Below are 18,493 nucleotides of genomic sequence, written 5' to 3' on the forward strand. Positions count from 1 at the left end.
GCGCCGGCACGGCGGGGCGACATCCGGCGTCCTTCCGGCACACCGCGCGACGATCGGATGACGAGGCGTCATCCCGTCGCCAGCGCCGCGGCCCGTTTTCGCGCTTGAGCCGCCACTTCGCCGGCTGCCAGCAACGCGATCAACGGGAAACTCGGAAACGAGAAAAAGAACGGCGTGACGAGCGATTGCAGCAGCCCGAGCAGCATGAACAAATTCCGCGGCAACGTGAGCAGCACGCAGACGAAGAGGACCAATCCCACCACGCCGAACTGCCCGAGCACGGACAAATAGTCGCTCTCCGAATGCAGGCCGCTGCCGATCACCAGATTCATGACGTTCTCACCGGCAACGCGCGCGATCATCGCGACATTCTCGATGCGATCCGAAAACGATCCTGTCGTCTGGCCTTGCCCGTTCAAGATCGCCATCAGGTACGACAGCTTCAGCATGAAGAAATCGTTGATCAGGAAGGTCGGCACGACGACGAGCACGGCCGGCACGATCAAATACCCGTTCAGCAGGAACGCGCAGGCGGCCAGCGCAACCGCGGCGCTGAGCGATCCCGTCAGCACCACGAAGCTCACGCACGCGATCGCATGGCCCAGATCCGCAAGCCTGCGCGCGTGGCGGAATTCGACGATGAAATACAGCGCCCAGGACGAGAAAATGATGCCGGCGTTGTTGGGGCCGCCGAACGTCGACACGACGCGCAGCTCGCTTCCATACGTATGCGCGGACACGAACACGCCGAACACTTCGAGCAAGCCCGTACCATAGACGAACGGCAACGCGATCGCGATGATCCGGCGAAGCGCCGCGGCTTCGATTTGAACGCCCTTCGCGATGACGAGCGTCGCGCAGAACACCAGAACGTTGACGCTGGTGGCAAGATCGCCCGACACGAGAATGCACCACGCGCCGAATACGAAATAGAGCAGATGCGCGGGCGTGTAGTACGGTTGCCTGGCGAGCGCGACGAGCCCGCAGGCGGGCACGATCAGGCGCAACGCCTTGTACCACATCGGCACCGCATCGTCGAACATGCCATAGGTTCCCCACTGCAGAACGATCGCCGGCGACCAATAGAAGATGAGAAACAGAACGTAGAAGAAGAACATGATTCAGCACTTGATCCGAAGGCTGCGCTCCACCGCGAACTGAAGACGGCGGAGCATCCTGAACCCCCACGCGGCGGCGGCCCCGAACGTCAGGACGAACGATGCCAGCAGCCACGGCAGCGGACTGCGCACGAGACCGAGCTTTCTCAGCTCGACGAACAGCTCGAGCGTCGCGCGCCGGCCCTGCGCCGGCATCATCTCGAAGACATGAAACGACTGGCGGCCGGCCATCTCGCGCATGACGGCGTCGACAAGCGGCACGCCCAGCGCGCGTTCGACGTCGGCGGAAATGTCGAGCACGCCGCGCCACATGCGCGCGCGCGCAGCCGGCCGGTATGCGCCCGGCAGATGAATGCCCGCCTCGGCCGCCGCGTGGCCGAACAGCGGCGGATTCTCCGCGCGTCCGGCGACGATCGCCTTGCCGATATACCCGATTCCCGCGCCGAAATACGCGTGGCACGCGAGGTGGTACTGGTAATAGAGCGAGCCGTCGTATCGGCTCGTCGCGAGATCGCGCGCCCATTCGGTGTTGACGACGAGCCCGCCGACGAATCCGCACAGACGAAAGATCAGGCGCGGCGACGAATTATCGCGATGAAACACCGTGTCCGATTTCGCGAGCCAAGTCTCGTTCAGCACGCCCCGATCGCGATGGCCGCTGAAGCGGCGATACGTGCGCGAAATGAAGCGGACATCGGGATGTGCACCGGCATAACGCCTCGTTTCGGCGATCGCATCCGCATAGAGCTGATCGTCGTTGCCGAGCAGCATCAGATAGTCGCCCGAGGCCTGCGCGATCAGCATCCGCAGGTTGCCGTCGTAGCCGAGATTGCGCTCGTTCTCGACGTATCGCAGCCGGCAGCCTCTACGCGCCAGCGCATCGCGCTGCGCACCAACGATCCGCCGAATCACCTCCCGCTCCGGCGACGCGTCCTCGCAAATCAGCAGTTCGTCCGGCGGCGGCTCGCAAGCAAGCACGGACTCGATCAGTTCTCGCAACTCGGCCGGCCTGGAATAGGCGGGGACGCCAACGGTAATCGTGATCGGCAAGGTCCGCGCTCCCTATAGTCGTTTGACGATCGTCGCCGGATTGCCGGCGATCACGCATGCGACGTCGGCCGTCAGCCGGACCACGGCGTTCGCGGCGACAATGCACCCCGGCGCGAGACGCGTGCCCGCGAGAATGACGGCGCCATCGCAGATCCAGCAATCGTCCCCGATCCGGATTGGCTCGACGCGCGCGAGCGGACGCCTCGCGGGCGGCACGGAAAGATGTGCGTCATCCGCCGAATCGCCGTGCGCATGATCGCCGATGTAGATTCGGCTTCCCAACAGGCAGCCGTTCCCGATTTCTATCGATGACACCGCGCTGATATGCACCGCGTCCGACAGATGCACGTCATCGCCGATCGAGATGCTCGGCCGAAACGATTGCGCGCCGTAGCGCTCGACGGCCTGAATCCAGCACGCGTCGCCGATCGTCGCGCCCTTGCCGACGCGGATCGCGCGCCAGCCGAAGATCTTGCTCGCGCGTCCCCTGCGCGCAAACGCGGGTTGCCCGGCGATGCGCCACATCCCGGCGCGGGCCACGCGGCCGGCTCGATGCAACAGGAAGAACAGGCGCTCAAGCATGAACGCCCGGCACGACATGTATCCGATGGACGGCCCGATGCATCGCCTGCGCGACGTCGTCGGTCGAAATGGCGGTCAGACATGCGGTGGTGCCTAGGCAGCATGTCGACGGCACGGTACCGAGATAGTTCTTCAGACACGGCCGGCACGGCAGTTCCTTTTCGACGCCGATCGAACGCTCGAGCGACGATCCCCATTTCCTGTAGAGCGCGGGCCCGAATATCCCCACGGTCGCCACCGCCTGACTCTCGGCGACGTGAAGCAATCCGCCGTCATTGCCGACGAGCAGGTCGATCGTATGCTTCAGAAACCATGCGACCTCTTTCAGAGACATCGAATCGATCAGGTTGCACACACCTTCGATATCCTTCAGATCCGCCTGCAGTTCGCGCTCGTCCGGGCCGCCGAGGAGCACGAACGCGTATCGATCCTTGCAACGCTCGATCAGCGACACGTAATTGCCGACACCCCAGCGCCTGAACGCCGCGTTCGCCCCCGAACCGGGATAGATGCCGATGATCGGCTTGCCCTGCTGTTTCAGTTGCGTGCGCAACGCCCGCAATGGCTCGCTCGGAGCGAATCGCTCGATCAATTCCGGCAGGTCCGCCCGGTAATCGGGAATCGAGACGCCATACGCCGCGAAGACCCGCTCGGTCAGCTTGCGGAACATCGCCTTCTCGTTGAGCAACGGCTCGTATTCGACGCTCAGCGAGAACGTCGTGCCCTTGAGCGATGTCCTGAAGCCCGCGCTGCACGCCGACATGCCCGCGATGAGCTCGGAGATGCAGTAGTACTGGTCGTAATCGATCGTGAGATCGTAGCGGCGCGCCTTGAAGAGCCACCCGGCCAGATACGTCAGCGCGCGCACGAGCGACGGCGGCGTGACGAAGATCGTGCGAATGAACGGCAGCTCGGCGAACAGCGCGGGGTTCGAACGGTTGGACGTCAGCCAGTCAATCGTCGCGTCCGGAAACGCGAGCGCCAACTGGCGGACGGCGGGAAACAGGCACAGCGAATCCCCCATCGCCGACAGCTTGATGACCAGCACGCGCGTGGGCCCTCGCCCGATCGCCCGCTTCGGATGCGGCACCACCCTGACCAGATCCGACAACATCCGGTCCAGCCACTTGTAGATTCTGATCTTGATGGAGGGCTGCATGGATTCTCTCGCTGACGGATTCGACCGTAACGGCCTTCATGCAAATGTTGTCCGCGCACGTGTACATGCGCCCGCCAATCCCGTCGAAAGACGAATAGCACGGTGCACAGGACGTCTTGCCACTCAGCCACAGATTGTTCGCGCCCAACGGACTGAACGCAGCGGGATCGGTAGGCCCGTAGATTCCGATCGTCGTCACGCCGAGCGATGCCGCCAGATACAACAGCGCGCTGTCGTTGCCCACGTACAGGCTCGAGCGCCTCAGGACGACAGCCGTTTCATCGAGATTCGTCTTGCCGATCAGGTCGACGAACGTCGCCCCCGTCGCCGCGACCCGATCCCTGATGCGCTCGTCCGCCGCGCCATGACCGAGCATCACGGCCGGCAACGGCAACTGCTTGATCAATGCGCCGTAATGCTCGGCGGGCCACAGCTTGTTGGCGGCGTGCGCATCCGCATTACCGCCGCCGGCATTGACGGCGATGAACGCATCCGGCAATGCGCGCAGCCGGCTCGGGTCCACGTTGCCGAAGTCGATGTCGAACCTCAACTTCTTCTTTTCGTCGCGAATGATTCCCGCCGATTTCAGTAAACGCAGCTCCAGATTGCTTCGATTTCCCCGCATCGAAAACGGAATGGAGTGATTCAATATGAAGCTGAACGGCCCCTCGTATCCGACGACTTTCTTGACCAACGCGAGACGACATATGAGTTGTAGTACAAAACTCCGATGCAGCACAACCGCGATGTCGTATCGCTCGCGCAGCACGTAGCGCCATATTCCCACCGCCACGCCGATCTTCTCCGCCAGCCCTTTCGAAAGAGGTGAATCGACAACGAATTGCGCATCGACATGCGCATTGTTTCTCGTCGCATCGGCATAGGGACGTGCTACCACGTGCCCGACGAACCAGTCCGGATGCTCGGCCTTCGTCGAGGCGAACAGCGGCGTGCTGGCCAGCACGTCGCCCAATGCAGAGAGCTTGATGAACAGTATTTTCATGAGTTCGCCGCGCGCGAGATGCCGCCACACCGCCGATCACCGGCGACGCGTCCATCGTTCGTTTTCCGAAAATATGCCTGGCAAAAATCACATCCATTCAAACCGACACAATCCATGCAATCCAACCAACTTTTTTTCTTATAATTCAGGATATCGAAACATTCGATGAAATCGCATTTATTGAAAAGCAGCGCCAATCGATATCGATTTCAGAAAATTTCCTTCAGCCGGTTTCCGGTTGCGAAGCTATTCTTCGTCGCATTGACGCACGTGCGAAGATCCAGCAGAGCCGCACTCTCCTCAGGATGCGCGCCAGCACCCAATACCATTTCGCAATGCCTGCGCGGCGCGTGATCATCGGCAAGACGATCCGCATATAGAACCCGCTTCCAGCGTAGGCCGACGACAACACTTTTTCCACCGCCGCCGCATCGAACGGCTCGAAGCGCCCCGCACGCTCGGTGCGCACCGACCAGACGAGGCCCGGGATGAAATTCCACAGAATGTCCTGCCGATGGAAATTCCGCAGCCAACCGGCATCCGCGAAGCTCTGATCGACGATCCGGTTGTATTGATGGCTGAACGCGTCGAACACCGCGTAGTTGCCGCTGTTGCCCGCTCTCGCGAGCAGCCACGGGCCATCCGCGGACAGGAATCGCGCCCCCGAGCGCATCAGGCCGAATACCCACGCGAGTTGTGGAAACAACGTATCGCCGAAGCGGTCGATGCCCGCGTCGCCGTAGTGATGCAAATACGCTTCCCGATTGACGACCCACGACGAAATGAACGTCGTCATGACCGACGCCTTCCGCGCCAGGTCGATCCGGCCGACGCGCCTCGCACCGCAGGGCCTTCCGCATGCGCGCGCGGCGTCCTCGAGATGGTCCGGCACCCACTTGGCCGGCAGCAGAAACAAGTCAGGGCCGGCGGACGCGAGATGGCGCAGTACGGCATCGACAGCGCCCGGCAACGGCAGATCGTCGTCGCCGAGGATCCAGACATAGCGGCTCCGCGCGTGACGAAAACAATGCACGACGTTGGCCGCGGCGCCGCGATTCTCCGCATGCCGGTGAACCGTCACGAAACCTGACGGCGCCAGTGCCCGGAGATATTCGCCGGTGCCGTCGTTCGAGGCGTTGTCGGCGATCAGTATCTCGACGCGCCCGTCACGCGGCGCCATCTCCGCGATTTGCGCGAGCAGCGCATCGACGAGCATGCGCAAACACGGCGCGCGGTTGTAGGTGGGAATCGCGATGGTCAGCAGCATGGCGGGTCCCTATCGTCACGAAGCCGAGAATTCGGCTTTCTTTCGCACGAAGACGAACGTCCCGCCGACGAAGCCGACGCCCACCGAGCCGATCGCATAGGCGAGAACGGCACCTTGCGCGCCCCACCTCGGGATCAGCGCCAACGCCGCGAGCGCGGTGGCCAAGCCGTTCGCGACGGATACGGCCATGAACGGCTCCCGCTTGTGCGCGCGCAGATAAGCCGCCTCGGCGAAAACGACGTGATTGGCGATGCAGACGACGCACAGCACCGCGAACAGCGAAACAGGAACGAGCCGGTTGCCGAGCCAGGGTGCATGGACGCTTGCGAGCATCAGCACGAGCACGGCAAGCACGCTGCCGGCCACCAGGAAAAACAGCGACTGCCGCAGCGTCCTGCGAAAAAGATCGTCCAATCGTGCACGCTGCCGCCGCGCGATGAGCCGGCAGAACTGCGGCACCTTCGTCGCGATCCAGGCCATGCCCGCGCTGTTGAGGGCCGTCACGATCTGCAGGCTCATCCCGAAACGGCCCGCGGCCGCCGCGCCGTGCGTCGCGAACAGCAGTGGATTGAAAAGATTGAAGATCAGATATCCGCTTGCCCAGCTCACGGCGATCCGCCATTGCAGCGGCCAAATCTCGGTTCGCCAGCGCACGGCGCCCGCCGTATCGTTCGAACGAAGCAGATCGGCGATCAAGCGCCGATATCGCGCGAGCAACGCGGCGGCGACGATCAGACATCCGATCGCGAGCCCGCCCGCGAACGACAATAGTTGCGCACGCGCGCCGAGCAGCGCCCAGATGCCGAACGACGAACCGATCGCCTGCATCAGCCTCACGGCGGCGACCTGTCCGATCTGAGCGCATCCCTCGAGAAACGCGAGCACGCCGTTGAGCACGAGCATCACGCCCGTCAGCATCACGAACAGCATCCACGCAAGCGCGACGTCGGGCGCGCGCGACGTCGATGCGTCGAAGAACAGCCAGCCTGCGGGCAACAGAATCGCGACGAACACGACTGCCGCGCCGCCGGACCACGCCATGCCGAACGTCAACAGCGACTTCAGGCGCGCCTTCCTCCGAAGCTCGCCGACAACACACCCGTCGACGATCCGCAGATCCGCCATCTCGTGACTGATGCACTGGACGAGCACCGTGTTGAGGCCCAGCTCGGCAAAGATCTGCATCGCGACGAGACTGTTGAACGTGTAGTAGTAGCCCTGCAATTCGGGCGACAGGCAGCGCGCGATCAGCAGCACGGTGACAAGTCCGCTCGCGATCGTCCACGTTCGCGCGAGCAGCGTGACGGCAACCGGCAGATCGATGCCGCCCAGATGCCACAGGCGGCCGAGCGCGGCGGCGAACGCCTTCATGGCCGGCGCTCCGAGCAACGGCCGGCGGCGAGACTCGACGCGGGCCGACTGTCGTCCGCCGCGCCGGCCGGACCCGCCGCCTCCATCAAGCCGGCCACGCGAACCGCCGTGAACGAACGGCAACCAGCGGAGCAACGGCGCATCGCGTCGCCATGCGCGGGCGTCTTGATATCAACGATCAACGGCGCGCGAGCGGCATGCGGCCCCCCCGCGCCATGCATGATGCGCGGCGCTTCGGCGCAAACCCCGCGAACGCGCGTTCGACAATCCGTCATCGGTCACGCTCCGAGCAGGTCCCGTATCTGCCGGCACACGTACATCACGTCGTCCTTCGGCAGACAGACGCCGCTCGGCAGGTTCATCGCCTGCTGCCCCACCCGGCTCGCTGTCGGTTGCGGCGCTTGACGGCGCGCCCAGATCGGATAGCGGCTGATCGCCGGAAACACCGGCCGGGTATCGACGTTGCGCGCCTTCAGCGCCTTCATCAGATCGTCGCGGCCGATCGGCGCGGATTCGTCGAGCCGCAGGCTCGTCATCCAGTAAATGCTCCGCGCATCGGCAACTTCCCGGTTCAGCGCGATGCCGCGCGCGCCCGCCAGTCCTTCGTCGTACCAATCGAAGATCCGCCGCTTCATTTCGATCAGTTCGTCCGCGCGCTCGAGCTGCCCGAGGCCGACCGCCGCCTGTACGTTGGACATCTTGAACTTCACGCCGTCGCCGTCGATCCAGAACGTTCTCGACGGATCGCGCCCCTGGTCCCAGACCTTCAATGCCTTTTCGTAGAGCGCGTCGTCGTCGGTGACGAGCATGCCGCCTTCGCCCGTGACGAGCAGCTTCGCGCCCTGGAAGCTGAACGCCGCGAATTCGCCGAACGAGCCGCAGCGCCGGCCGCGCCATTGCGCGCCGATCGCGGGCGCCGCATCCTCGATCACCTTCAGTCCATGCCGACCGGCAACGTCGAGGATCGCATCCATGCGCGCCGGGTGCCCATACATGTGAACCGCGATCACGGCCTTCGTTCTCGGCGTGATCAGCGCATCGAACGAACGCGCGTCGAGGTTCCAGCTATCGAGCTCGATGTCGGCGAACACGGGCGTCGCGCCGACGTAGCGCACCGCGTTCGCGGTGGCGACCCAGGTCAGATCCGGTACGATCACCTCGTCGCCCGCTCCGATGCCGAGCGCCATCAGCGAAATCTGCAGCGCGCCGGTGCAGCTGGAAGTGGCGATCGCGTGCTTGACACCGATGTAATCGGCGAACGCCGCTTCGAACGACGTCAGATACTTCGACCAGTTCCGGTTCCAGCCGTTGGCGGCCGCGTCGTGCGCGTACACCGCTTCGCGGGCCGAGATCGACGGCCCTGCTGTCAGGATCAGCGAGCCGCCGGCTTCGTGCTTGCGGCGGTAAGCCATGCAAACGAAATGCCGGTGCGCCGCCTCGCCTTCCCGCGCCTCCCGGTACGACAGCATGCCGCCGTGCCGCTCGCCGACGAGCGGAATGCGCCGCTCCTCGACGAAGCCGTTGCGCGCGTAGAACGCAATGGCCCGGGGGTTGTCGTCCATCACGCGCAGAACGAATCCTTCGACGTTCGACGTGGTGCGCGCCCATTCGATGAGCGTCTGCAACGCGAGCGAGAAAAGCCCCTTCTCGCTTGCCGCGTCGCCGCGCACGACGTTGTCGATCTCGAACAGGCGCTCGTCGTTCAGGCAGCCGTTGAAGCCGATGTGTCCGACCGCCCGGCCGTGTCTATCCTCGACGAGAAACAGGATGCGGTCGTCCGTCGCGAGAAGCCGGTCTTTCAGCCATGCCCGGGTACTATCCGCCGTCGCCTCGAACTGGGTCGGATAAACGTGCACGTGATCGTTGCGCCACCGGGTCAGCGTGGCCAGCAGATCGGCGTCGTCCAGCCGCGATTCGCCGATGGGCACGAGAACACCCGCGCCGGCAACCGGGATCGCGCGCAGATACGCTTCGCGGACATCGCGCGACGCTTTGAGAAAGCGGAAATTCGCGACGAGCGCCTTCTTGTATACGTCCACTGCGGTAGTAGCCACGGCAACTCCCTCAAAAATTGATGCCCAGGAACGTCTCGATTTTCGTGCACGCGTAATCGAGCATCGCCTCGTCCAATCCCGGAAAAACGCCGATCCAGAACGTGCGCTCCATCACGGCATCGGTGAGCGCCAGCTCGCCGCTCACGCGATACCGCCGATGCAGCATGTACGGCTGGCGCGTCAGATTGCCCGCGAACAGCAGGCGCGTGCCGACGCCGTTCTGGTTCAGGTAATCGAGCAAATCGACTCGCGCGACGCCCGTGTCCTCCTTCAGCGTCAGCGGGAAGCCGAACCACGACGGATTCGAGTTGAGCGTCGCCTGCGGCAGATGCAGGAACGCGTCGCATTGCGACAGCCGCTCCTTCAGGTAGGCGAAGTTGGCGCGGCGCCGCTCGACGAATCCGTCGACGCGATCCATCTGCGCGAGCGCGCAGGCGGCCTGCATGTCGGTGATCTTGAGGTTGTAGCCGCAGTGGCTGTACGTGTACTTGTGGTCGTAGCCGCGCGGCAGCTCGCCGAGCTGCCGGCAGAAGCGCTTGCCGCAGGTGTTGTCGGCGCCCGGCGCGCAGTAGCAGTCCCGGCCCCAGTCGCGGAACGACTCGGCGATGCGCGCGAGCTCGTCGTCGTCGGTGAACACCGCGCCGCCCTCGCCCATCGTGATGTGGTGCGCCGGATAGAAGCTCAGCGTCGCGATGTCGCCGAACGTGCCCACGAGCCGCCCGTCGTACTGCGCTCCCAGCGCGTCGCAGCAATCCTCGATCAGCCACAGCCCGTACTTGCGGCACAGCGACGTCACGGCCTCGACATTGAACGGATTGCCCAGGCAGTGCGCGAGCATGATCGCCTTGGTCCGCGGCGAGATCGCCGCTTCGATCTTCGTCGCGTCGACGTTGTACGTGCCAAGTTCGATGTCGACGAACACCGGCACCGCGCCGAATTGCAGTATCGGATTGACCGTCGTTGGGAATCCCGCGGCCACGCCGATCACTTCGTCGCCGGGGCGGATCGCCCGCTCGCCGAGGCGCTCGGAGGTCAGCGCCGAGAACGCCACGAGATTCGCCGACGAACCGGAGTTCACCGTGATCACATGCCTCACGCCCAGATAGCGCGCGAGCCTGTTCTGGAACGCGGTGTTGAAGCGCCCCGCCGTCAGCCAGCCGTCCAGGCTCGCGTCCACCATGTGCTGCAACTCCGGCGCGCCGATCACCTTGCCGGATACGGGCACGGGCGTGCGTCCCGGCACGAACGGGCCGCGCGCCTGCGTCGCGTCCGCATACTCTCGAACCAGCGCGGCGATTTCCGCGCGGATGACGTCCGGGCTTCTCGTCGCATCCGGCGCGGGCGTGGAGCGAATGATATCCATGGTCTAGGTCGGCTCGGCCGAAGTATCGAATTCCGTGATCTGTTCGATGCACACCGCTCGCATGTCCTCACGAGCGAGCCATGCGCGATGCCACGCGATCGTGCGCTCGAGCGCGCGCACGAGGCTCCAGCGCGGCCGCCACCCGAGTCTCGCCGTCGCTTTCGACGCGTCGAGCTTCAGTTGCGCGGCTTCGTGCGGATGGTCGGCCGGATCGGGATGCCATCGCGCCCCCTCGCCCCAGATGCTCGCCATCCGCGACACCACCCACTCGACCGTGCGGGCCTGCGCATCGTCCGGGCCGAAGTTCCACGCTTCGGCCCACGCCTGCCCCTCGCCATGAAGGCGCTCGGCGAGACGCAGATAGCCCGACAGCGAATCCAGCACGTGCTGCCAGGGACGAACCGCGCGCGGATGACGAATGACCGCCGGCCGGCCGCATGCGAAGGCGCCGAGCACGTCCGGCACGAGGCGGTCCGCGGCCCAGTCGCCGCCGCCGATGACGTTGCCGGCTCTCGCGGTCGCGAGCGCCGTCGCGCCTCGCTCGAGAAACGAGCGCCGGTACGCGCTGCTGACGATCTCCGAGCACGCCTTGCTGCTGCTGTACGGATCGCGGCCGCCAAGCGCGTCGCTCTCGCGATAGCCCCAGAGCCAGTTCCGGTTCTCGTAGCATTTGTCGGTGGTGACGTTGACGACGGCGCGCGCGCAGCCGGCGCGGCGCAGCGCCTCCAGCAGATTGACCGTGCCCATCACGTTGGTGCCGTAGGTCGACAGCGGGTCCGCGTAGGACGCGCGTACGAGCGGCTGCGCGGCCAGATGGATCACCACCTCGGGCATGCAATCGGCGATCGCCCGCCGAACGACGTCGTAATCGCGTATGTCTCCGATCGTGCTGGACATGTGTTGCGCGACGCGCGCCGTCTCGAACAGCGACGGGCGCGACGGCGGCTCGAGCGCGAGCCCGTGGACATGCGCGCCGAGCGACTGCAGCCACAGGCTCAGCCAGCTTCCCTTGAAGCCCGTGTGCCCCGTCACGAGCACGCGCCTGGCGCGCCAGAATCCGGAATCGGCCGCATGCATCGTCAGCTCCATTTCTTCCACGGCGCGGTGCCGGTCGCCCACATGCTGTCGAGCAGCAGCTTGTCGCGCAGCGTGTCCATGCATTGCCAGAAGCCGTCGTGCGGATACGCCTTGAGTTCGTTGGCTCGCGCGAGCCGCTCGAGAGGCTCGCGTTCCCAGACGGTCGCATCGCCGTCGATCAGATCGATGACCGACGGGGACAGCACGAAGAATCCGCCGTTGATCATCCCGCCGTCGATCCGGGGCTTCTCCGTGAAATCGACGACCTGCCGATCGGCACCGATATCGAGCACGCCGAATCGCGCCGGCGGATGCACCGCGGTAAGCGTCGCCTTGCCGCCGTGCTCGCGGTGAAACGCGATCAGGCGGCCGAGATCGACGTCGCACAGCCCGTCTCCGTATGTGAGGCAAAACACGTCGTCGCCTTCCACGTACTGGCGCACGCGCCGGATTCGCCCGCCCGTCATCGTCGCCTCGCCGGTGTCGACGAGCGTCACGCGCCACGGCTCCGAATAGCGATAGTGGACTTCCATGCTGTTCTTCTGCACATCGAACGTCACGTCCGACATGTGCAGGAAGTAGTTCGCGAAGTACTCCTTGATGACATAGCCCCGGTAGCCGCAGCAGATGATGAATTCGTTGATGCCGTGGTGCGAATACAGCTTCAGGATGTGCCAGAGAATCGGCTTGCCGCCGATCTCGATCATCGGCTTCGGCCGGGAAATCGTTTCTTCGGTGAATCGCGTGCCGAATCCGCCTGCGAGAATCACAGCCTTCACGATCGCGTCCTCTTGAAAGTTATCGCCCACGCGTGCTTGAGGCGCGCGAGATCCCCGCTTCTGCGCGCGTGGTCGACCGCCTGCCTGCCGAACTCCCTGCCGATGACGACCGTCACCGCCAGCACGAAGCCCCCCGCGAAACTCGCGAGCAGGATCAGCAGCCGCGACGGCTTGGCCTTGCGCTCGGGCGGCGCGGCCACGTCGACCTGCTGCACGAGCGGCCCGCTCTTCGCCTCGTCGACGCGCGCCAGCTCGAGCTGCCTCGACAAAACGTCGACGACGTTCTCCTGATACTTCATTTCGCGGTAGCTGCGCAGCGTGGCCATGCCCGCATCCGATCCCCTGAGCGACGCGGCGTCGCCGTTCTCGATCTTCTCGAGCTGCGCCTTGAGCGTCGACACCTCGGCTTCGATCCGTTTGACCTGCGGATTCTCGGCCGTCGCATAAGTGCCGATCGAGCTCAGCTCGATCTGCTTGGCGGCCAGCAGCGATCGGATCTCCGCGCTGTGCCGGATCGCGAGTTGCGTGTCGGCGTCGACGCTGACGACGCCGGATTTCGCCTGCAACTTGACATACGCATCCTGTGCATTGGCGAGCGCGACACGCGATTTGTCCACCTCCTTTTCGAGAAACGCGCGCCGCTGCTGCGCCTGCGTCACCGCAATGCGCTCGAGCAGCTTCGCGAGCGCCGCGACGTGCGCGTTCGCCAGATCCGCCGCCACGGCCGGGTCGGTGTCGTCGGCCGCGATGGTCAGCAGGCCGGATTTCTTGTCGAGCGTGACGCTCACGCGCGACTGCAACGCCTTGCGCGCGGCATGCATCGTGTCGACGCGATATCGCTTGCGCAGGCCGAACTGCCGGATCAGGCTGTCCTCGATCGAAGTACTCTTCAACAGCGCGACGTACAGCTCGCCCGGCGTCTTGAAATCGATGCCCATCGCCGCGCCCGCGATCACGTCGAGACTGCCCAGCGAATGACCGAACAATCCGCGCGACTCGTCCGGCGGCAGCAGCACGGTTCTCGCCTCGTAGATGGGCGGCAGCACGAGCGCGAGCGCGATGCCGAGCAGCACCGCCGCGGCGACGATGCGCGCGATCAGCCCCTTGCCGTGACCGAGCGCGATCAGCACGTCGGCGCGGCCCAGGGCGGGGCCGCGGAGCGCGCGCCGTTCGACGTCATCCAGCCCCGCGCCACCGGATTCGAGTTCAGCCATCGCTTTACTTGAGCACCTTGATAGCCGCCGCGCCCAGGCCGAAATTGGCCAGCACCTGCGACCAGTCCTTGAGGCCGGCGAGGAACTTCGTCATCCCGGAGCGCCGGTCGAGCTTCTCGGGAACCACGAGCGTGTCGCCCGGCATCAGCTCGAGCGCGCCGAAACTGCCGAGCCAGCCGTAACTGCTCGCCGAGGCGACGCTGCCGTCGGCGCGCAGCACGAATGCGGAGTCGAGGTCCGCGATGTCCTGCTGAACGCCCGCGACCCTCAGCGTATCGGCGACCGTTCGATGCAGCTTCCAGATCACGGCGTTCTGATTGTCGACCGCGCCGTAGACGGTCACGAACGCCGGCACCGGCGGCACGTAGATCGCATCGCCGTCGCTCAGCGGCAGATCGGGCAGATCGCCGATGCGGCTCGCTTTCGTGCTCAATTCGAGGGACACGCGCCCCGTCGGCTTGAGCTCGCGCAGCCGCGCGAGTTGGGCCTGCTGCGCGGCCGCCATCTGGGCCTGCAGATATTGCGTGTCACCGCTCGGCAGATTCGCGACCGCCGCGGCGAGCTTGCTGTTCGCCTGCAACGTCGCGCGGTCGAGCGCGGCATTCAGGTTCTGTTGCTGCTGGCTGCGCGTGGACTCGCGCGTGAACTCGACGCCGAACACATACGCGTTGCTCGTCAGGCCGCCCGCCCGCTGCAGCAGCTCGCGCAGCGATTCGCCCGCATTGAGTTGATAGACGCCGGGCGCGCGCACCTCACCGTCCACCCGGACGAGGCTCTTGTTGTCGTCGACCGGGTTGCGCAGATCCCGCTTGCCGAAGATCGTCACCACATCCCCGGGCTGCAGCGTAATGCCGGCCTCGGCGCTCCCCTTCGCCATCACCGCCCGCAAGTTGAACGGAATCAGGTTCTCGGTCAGCGTGACGGGATCGAGACGCTGGATGATCGCGTAATGCCAGTTGGGCTCGTCGACGAGATTGCGGATGCCGTCGAACGGCCGCCGGCCGGCGCCGCCGCTTTTCGCATACTCGACGAGAATGTTCTTGCGCGTGAAGTAATCGGGCGTGAGCACCGCGTCCGGAGACGGCAGCAAATCGGCGAGCGTCATCCCGGGCTTGTACGGATACCTGAGCGCTGCGGCGACGTTGCCGCGCAGCGTCACGGCATTCGAGAATTTCTGCGACACCATCGACAGCGTGACGATGTCGCCGTCCTTCACGACCGTCGCGAGCCCCGCGTCGTCGAGCCGCACCTCCTGCACGGAACGCGGAGCGGCGCCGTCGGACGCGTTCACCCGCTCGATCATCACGCGGTCGAGGCTCGTGAGCGCGGTGACGCCGCCCGCGTCGTCCAGCAGCTCGCGCAGCGTTTCGTTCGACTTGCGCAGTTCGTAGATCCCCGGCGCGTCGAGCGCGCCCGTCAGCGCGACGCGCGGCCCGGCGGGCGGAATGACGATGACGTCGCCCGGCAGCAGATGCGCGTCGTCCTTCACGGTTCCGCGGGTCAGGAAGCCGTAGACGTCGAGCGTCGCGATCTGCCGGCCGTTGCGGTACAGCGCCACCGCCCGCATCGAGCCGTTGAACGCCGGGCCGCCGCTCGCGAACAACGCGCCGATGATCGTCGACGTGCCCGGCACCGTGTAGCTGCCGGGCGACATCGCCTTGCCGACGACATACACCTGGATCGAGCGCAGACGGCCGAGCGCCGCGTTCACGTTGAAATCCGTGAAATATCGGCCGAGCCCGCCGCGCAGCAACGAATCGAGCTCGGACGCGCGCGCGCCCGCCACCGTCACGACACCGACGCCCGGAATGCTGACCTGGCCGTTGCGATCGACGACGAGGCGCTGGTCGCCCGCGACGCCTCCCCACGCATGCAGCAGCACTTCGTCGCCGGGGCCGATCACGTAGTCGTCGGGAACCGGAACGTTGTCGAGCGAGCGGTAAGTCGTCGTCGTCGAAAAGAAGTTGTAGCCGAAGAGCGGCAATGCCCGGCCCGTGCTCTGCTGCACGAAGATCTGGAAATCGGTCTGCGCCGCCGGCGAGGCGACGCGCGGCCGCCCGCACGCATCCGGCAATTCGGGCGTGCCGTCCGCCCGGCGCGTAATGGTCGCGGGCCCGCCTTCTGCCGACGGCGGACAATCGATCGCATCGCCGCGACATCCGAGCGGGCCGCACGGGCGCGGCGGATCGCTCAACGGATCGGCGTCCTTCAGGAGGCCGTCTTTCGACGTCGCGTCCTTCGTGAGCTTCGCGCCCGGCAGCGGCGGCTGTAGCGCATCGCGCTGCCGTGCGGCGAGGCCGTCGGTTGGCGGCAGGCTGTCGATCGGCGGCAAAGGAACCGCCGAATGCGTGTCCGTGCCGACGGACGTGGACGGAACGAGGGAAACGATCTGCGCGTGCGCCGAAAGAACGAACATGCACGAACAGAAAAAGACGGCGCCGCGAAGCGGCGACGCGACCGAACGCAGCCATGCGAGACGGACGAACGGCCTGCCGTTGCGGAACGAAAATCCAGCCCGGGAAAATTGCCGCCGCAGGATAGGTCTCTTGACGTTCATTCGGCTTCTTATCTTTCGGTCAATTGAACATCTCGCTTTCTGCAACACATCGTCGCCGCTTCGAAGCCGGATCACCGGCATCGCACCATACGAAGCCGCCCTCGACAAGCACCTCGTAGCCGCCACTTACGTCACAACCGCGCGATGGAACAGGCGCTCGGCCATTGCCGTCCGATCAGCCTGCGTTCCCTCGAAACCGCATGGCTCGCGCCATGCTTCCACCGTTCTCATAACCTTGTATTGCCGCCTGCGTCACGGATTCTACACAACGCATCCGTCCCTGGGGGACGAGTCGACCAATATGGAATGCATATTCTTCGCGACAGACTCAATCACGGAATGAATTAACACATAAATTCGAAACCGGATCGCTCAGCGTTTACCATCTTTCAACACAAAATCCGCGCTCTTACGGCAATGATTACCGCAACACGCATCCCATCGAAACAATTGACAGAAATTTTCAGAAAGCCGATCGCACTCGATCGTCCGCAGCTTGCCGACATGCGTCGAAATATGCGCGCCGCTTCGCGAACCAGCGCTTCCGGCCATCGAATACACCGAAGCTCCGAAGTTCGCCTCGATCGAAATTCGACGGAACGCGCTTCTACATCTTTAATAACGTTCCCGCCCATCGAATCGAAAATCCAATTTTTATCACATCGGCTTGCAGTCGTTAACCTATACTCTCGAAGAGTTCGATTTCGAATAAGAGACCGGCCCGCATCGGTTGCGATGCACGGCCAAAACGAACGCAGGAGTCGAAAATCATGAAAGCGCTGAGTGCGTCTTTGATTGCTGCAATCCTGGCTTTACCGCATTTCGTGCACGCTCAACAAGCTCCCGCGCCGGCGGCGCCCGTCGCCGGCGAACAACCCGCGGAACGCGCTTCCGGAGCAATCCTGAACGAAGGCTCCGGAACGAGCGGAACGAGCGGAACAAGCGGGGCGGCAGGAACATCCGGAACGACGGGGGCGGCCGGAACCACCGGGGCCGCCGAAACCACCGGCGCTGCCGGGACGGCCGGCGCGGCCGGCGCGGCAACGTTCGGCGGCGTCAGCGTCGGCACGATCGCCGCGGTCGGCGCGGGCGTCGCGGCCGCCGTCGGAATCGGCGTTGCGGCAAGTTCGGGAGGCGGCGGCAGCAGCGGCACGACAGGCACCCGCTGAACCGCTCGGCTCACCTCGGACGAAGGGCCCCATCGGGGCCCTTCGCTTATGCAGAAATGGAAAACACCGCCCTCTCTTTCCCCCCATGCCCGTGCGCCTACTGGTATCGCTCTGGATCATCGTGCTATGCGGTTGCTCGACGTCGATGCAAGGACTCGCCGATGTCGCCCGCGTCTATTGGGGCGCCGGCAATCGCCAGGTCGCCCGCACGGCGCTCGATTCGCGCTATCGCTATCTGCGTGTCTCCGTTCGCGGCCGCGCGACGTTGATGATCCTGGGCTACGTCGATCGCGATCCGCTCGGTCCGATCGAGACCTGGTATAGCGGACACGGCAAGGAGACGCTGCGCCTGCAGAACGGGCGCGTAGTCGGCGGCACGGGGCTGCCCGTCGAATGGACGAGCGTGCGGTTGTCCACGCAGCCGGCATGGAGCAGTCTGTCCAGCGCCGCGGCCATCGAGCGGCGCCGCGACGTCATGCCCGGCTACGCGTACGGGCTGACCGACACGCTCACCGTCACGCCGATTCCCATGCCGCGCGGCACCGCTTATTTCGGGAAACCCGATCCCGGCTTGCGCTGGTTCGTCGAATCGTCGACGGGCGCGGCCGCGTTGCCGGCCGCGCACTACGCCACGCTGACGGTCGGAAGCGCCACGACGGTCGTCTACGGCGAGCAATGCCTGGACAAGTCGTTTTGCCTCAGTTGGCAACGCTGGCCGGTGAATTCCTAG

The 18,493-nt window shown here is 64.9% G+C and carries 15 protein-coding genes; 2 read left to right on the top strand and 13 right to left on the bottom strand.

Translation table 11 applies throughout. The features are described from left to right. Nucleotides 1-68: 68 nt before the first annotated feature. The 13 genes from BTH_RS10095 to BTH_RS10155 form a co-directional block, all read right to left on the bottom strand. Nucleotides 69-1,118 carry a hypothetical protein gene (locus BTH_RS10095; protein ID WP_011401449.1) on the bottom strand — a complete coding sequence of 350 codons (1,050 nt, stop codon included), beginning with the start codon at nt 1,116-1,118 and terminating at the stop codon, nt 69-71. Between the two features lie 3 nt (nt 1,119-1,121). Beyond that, complete coding sequence (locus tag BTH_RS10100; RefSeq protein WP_011401450.1) at nt 1,122-2,168, bottom strand: glycosyltransferase family 2 protein; 1,047 nt, start codon at nt 2,166-2,168, stop codon at nt 1,122-1,124. 12 nt (nt 2,169-2,180) lie between these two features. Next, nucleotides 2,181-2,750, bottom strand: coding sequence for a DapH/DapD/GlmU-related protein (locus tag BTH_RS10105; RefSeq protein ID WP_009893889.1), 570 nt, complete (start codon nt 2,748-2,750; stop codon nt 2,181-2,183). Beyond that, nucleotides 2,743-3,774: a glycosyltransferase family 9 protein gene (locus BTH_RS10110; protein WP_009908017.1), complete on the bottom strand. Its 1,032-nt coding sequence runs from the start codon at nt 3,772-3,774 to the stop codon at nt 2,743-2,745. Before BTH_RS10110 ends, BTH_RS10105 begins: the two co-directional genes overlap by 8 nt. Next, nucleotides 3,704-4,912, bottom strand: a complete 1,209-nt coding sequence (locus BTH_RS10115) for a glycosyltransferase family 9 protein (protein WP_011401452.1) — start codon at nt 4,910-4,912, stop codon at nt 3,704-3,706. Before BTH_RS10115 ends, BTH_RS10110 begins: the two co-directional genes overlap by 71 nt. A 223-nt stretch (nt 4,913-5,135) precedes the next feature. Beyond that, entirely contained in the window at nt 5,136-6,179 is a 1,044-nt protein-coding gene (locus BTH_RS10120; protein WP_009893893.1) for a glycosyltransferase family 2 protein, read from the bottom strand. Nucleotides 6,180-6,194: 15 nt separating this feature from the next. Further along, nucleotides 6,195-7,550: a lipopolysaccharide biosynthesis protein gene (locus tag BTH_RS10125; protein ID WP_009893895.1), complete on the bottom strand. Its 1,356-nt coding sequence runs from the start codon at nt 7,548-7,550 to the stop codon at nt 6,195-6,197. Between the two features lie 278 nt (nt 7,551-7,828). Further along, on the bottom strand, nt 7,829-9,589 hold the full coding sequence (locus BTH_RS10130) for a bifunctional GNAT family N-acetyltransferase/PLP-dependent aspartate aminotransferase family protein (RefSeq protein ID WP_009893897.1): 1,761 nt from the start codon (nt 9,587-9,589) through the stop codon (nt 7,829-7,831). 25 nt (nt 9,590-9,614) lie between these two features. Then, the gene (gene rfbH, locus BTH_RS10135) at nt 9,615-10,967 is read right to left on the bottom strand and encodes a lipopolysaccharide biosynthesis protein RfbH (RefSeq protein WP_009893898.1); all 1,353 of its coding nucleotides are present in this window, start codon (nt 10,965-10,967) and stop codon (nt 9,615-9,617) included. A gap of 3 nt (nt 10,968-10,970) precedes the next feature. Further along, nucleotides 10,971-12,056, bottom strand: coding sequence for a CDP-glucose 4,6-dehydratase (gene rfbG / locus BTH_RS10140; protein ID WP_009893900.1), 1,086 nt, complete (start codon nt 12,054-12,056; stop codon nt 10,971-10,973). Next, nucleotides 12,047-12,823, bottom strand: coding sequence for a glucose-1-phosphate cytidylyltransferase (gene rfbF, locus BTH_RS10145; protein ID WP_009893901.1), 777 nt, complete (start codon nt 12,821-12,823; stop codon nt 12,047-12,049). Before rfbF ends, rfbG begins: the two co-directional genes overlap by 10 nt. Further along, nucleotides 12,820-14,037 carry a Wzz/FepE/Etk N-terminal domain-containing protein gene (locus BTH_RS10150; RefSeq protein WP_009893902.1) on the bottom strand — a complete coding sequence of 406 codons (1,218 nt, stop codon included), beginning with the start codon at nt 14,035-14,037 and terminating at the stop codon, nt 12,820-12,822. The genes rfbF and BTH_RS10150 overlap by 4 nt, the downstream gene beginning before the upstream one ends. A gap of 4 nt (nt 14,038-14,041) precedes the next feature. Further along, on the bottom strand, nt 14,042-16,594 hold the full coding sequence (locus tag BTH_RS10155) for an SLBB domain-containing protein (RefSeq protein WP_009893903.1): 2,553 nt from the start codon (nt 16,592-16,594) through the stop codon (nt 14,042-14,044). 770 nt (nt 16,595-17,364) lie between these two features. On the opposite strand from BTH_RS10155, the gene BTH_RS34410 reads away from it, so the two are divergent. Next, nucleotides 17,365-17,763, top strand: a complete 399-nt coding sequence (locus BTH_RS34410; protein ID WP_180985239.1) for a hypothetical protein — start codon at nt 17,365-17,367, stop codon at nt 17,761-17,763. Between the two features lie 85 nt (nt 17,764-17,848). Then, on the top strand, nt 17,849-18,493 hold the full coding sequence (locus BTH_RS10165; RefSeq protein WP_009893904.1) for a YjbF family lipoprotein: 645 nt from the start codon (nt 17,849-17,851) through the stop codon (nt 18,491-18,493).

Origin of the sequence: Burkholderia thailandensis E264 (genome assembly GCF_000012365.1) — a bacterium.
Lineage (GTDB): Bacteria > Pseudomonadota > Gammaproteobacteria > Burkholderiales > Burkholderiaceae > Burkholderia > Burkholderia thailandensis.

Bases quoted from the DNA above. Each gene is read 5' to 3' on its own strand.
- BTH_RS10125 (WP_009893895.1), bottom strand. From the start codon at position 7,550: ATGAAGGCGTTCGCCGCCGCGCTCGGCCGCCTGTGGCATCTGGGCGGC.
- BTH_RS10110 (WP_009908017.1), bottom strand. From the start codon at position 3,774: ATGGGGGATTCGCTGTGCCTGTTTCCCGCCGTCCGCCAGTTGGCGCTC.
- BTH_RS10150 (WP_009893902.1), bottom strand. From the start codon at position 14,037: ATGGCTGAACTCGAATCCGGTGGCGCGGGGCTGGATGACGTCGAACGG.
- BTH_RS10105 (WP_009893889.1), bottom strand. From the start codon at position 2,750: ATGCTTGAGCGCCTGTTCTTCCTGTTGCATCGAGCCGGCCGCGTGGCC.
- BTH_RS10120 (WP_009893893.1), bottom strand. From the start codon at position 6,179: ATGCTGCTGACCATCGCGATTCCCACCTACAACCGCGCGCCGTGTTTG.
- BTH_RS10165 (WP_009893904.1), top strand. From the start codon at position 17,849: ATGCCCGTGCGCCTACTGGTATCGCTCTGGATCATCGTGCTATGCGGT.
- BTH_RS10115 (WP_011401452.1), bottom strand. From the start codon at position 4,912: ATGAAAATACTGTTCATCAAGCTCTCTGCATTGGGCGACGTGCTGGCC.
- BTH_RS10095 (WP_011401449.1), bottom strand. From the start codon at position 1,118: ATGTTCTTCTTCTACGTTCTGTTTCTCATCTTCTATTGGTCGCCGGCG.
- rfbG (WP_009893900.1), bottom strand. From the start codon at position 12,056: ATGGAGCTGACGATGCATGCGGCCGATTCCGGATTCTGGCGCGCCAGG.
- BTH_RS34410 (WP_180985239.1), top strand. From the start codon at position 17,365: ATGAAAGCGCTGAGTGCGTCTTTGATTGCTGCAATCCTGGCTTTACCG.
- BTH_RS10155 (WP_009893903.1), bottom strand. From the start codon at position 16,594: ATGAACGTCAAGAGACCTATCCTGCGGCGGCAATTTTCCCGGGCTGGA.
- rfbH (WP_009893898.1), bottom strand. From the start codon at position 10,967: ATGGATATCATTCGCTCCACGCCCGCGCCGGATGCGACGAGAAGCCCG.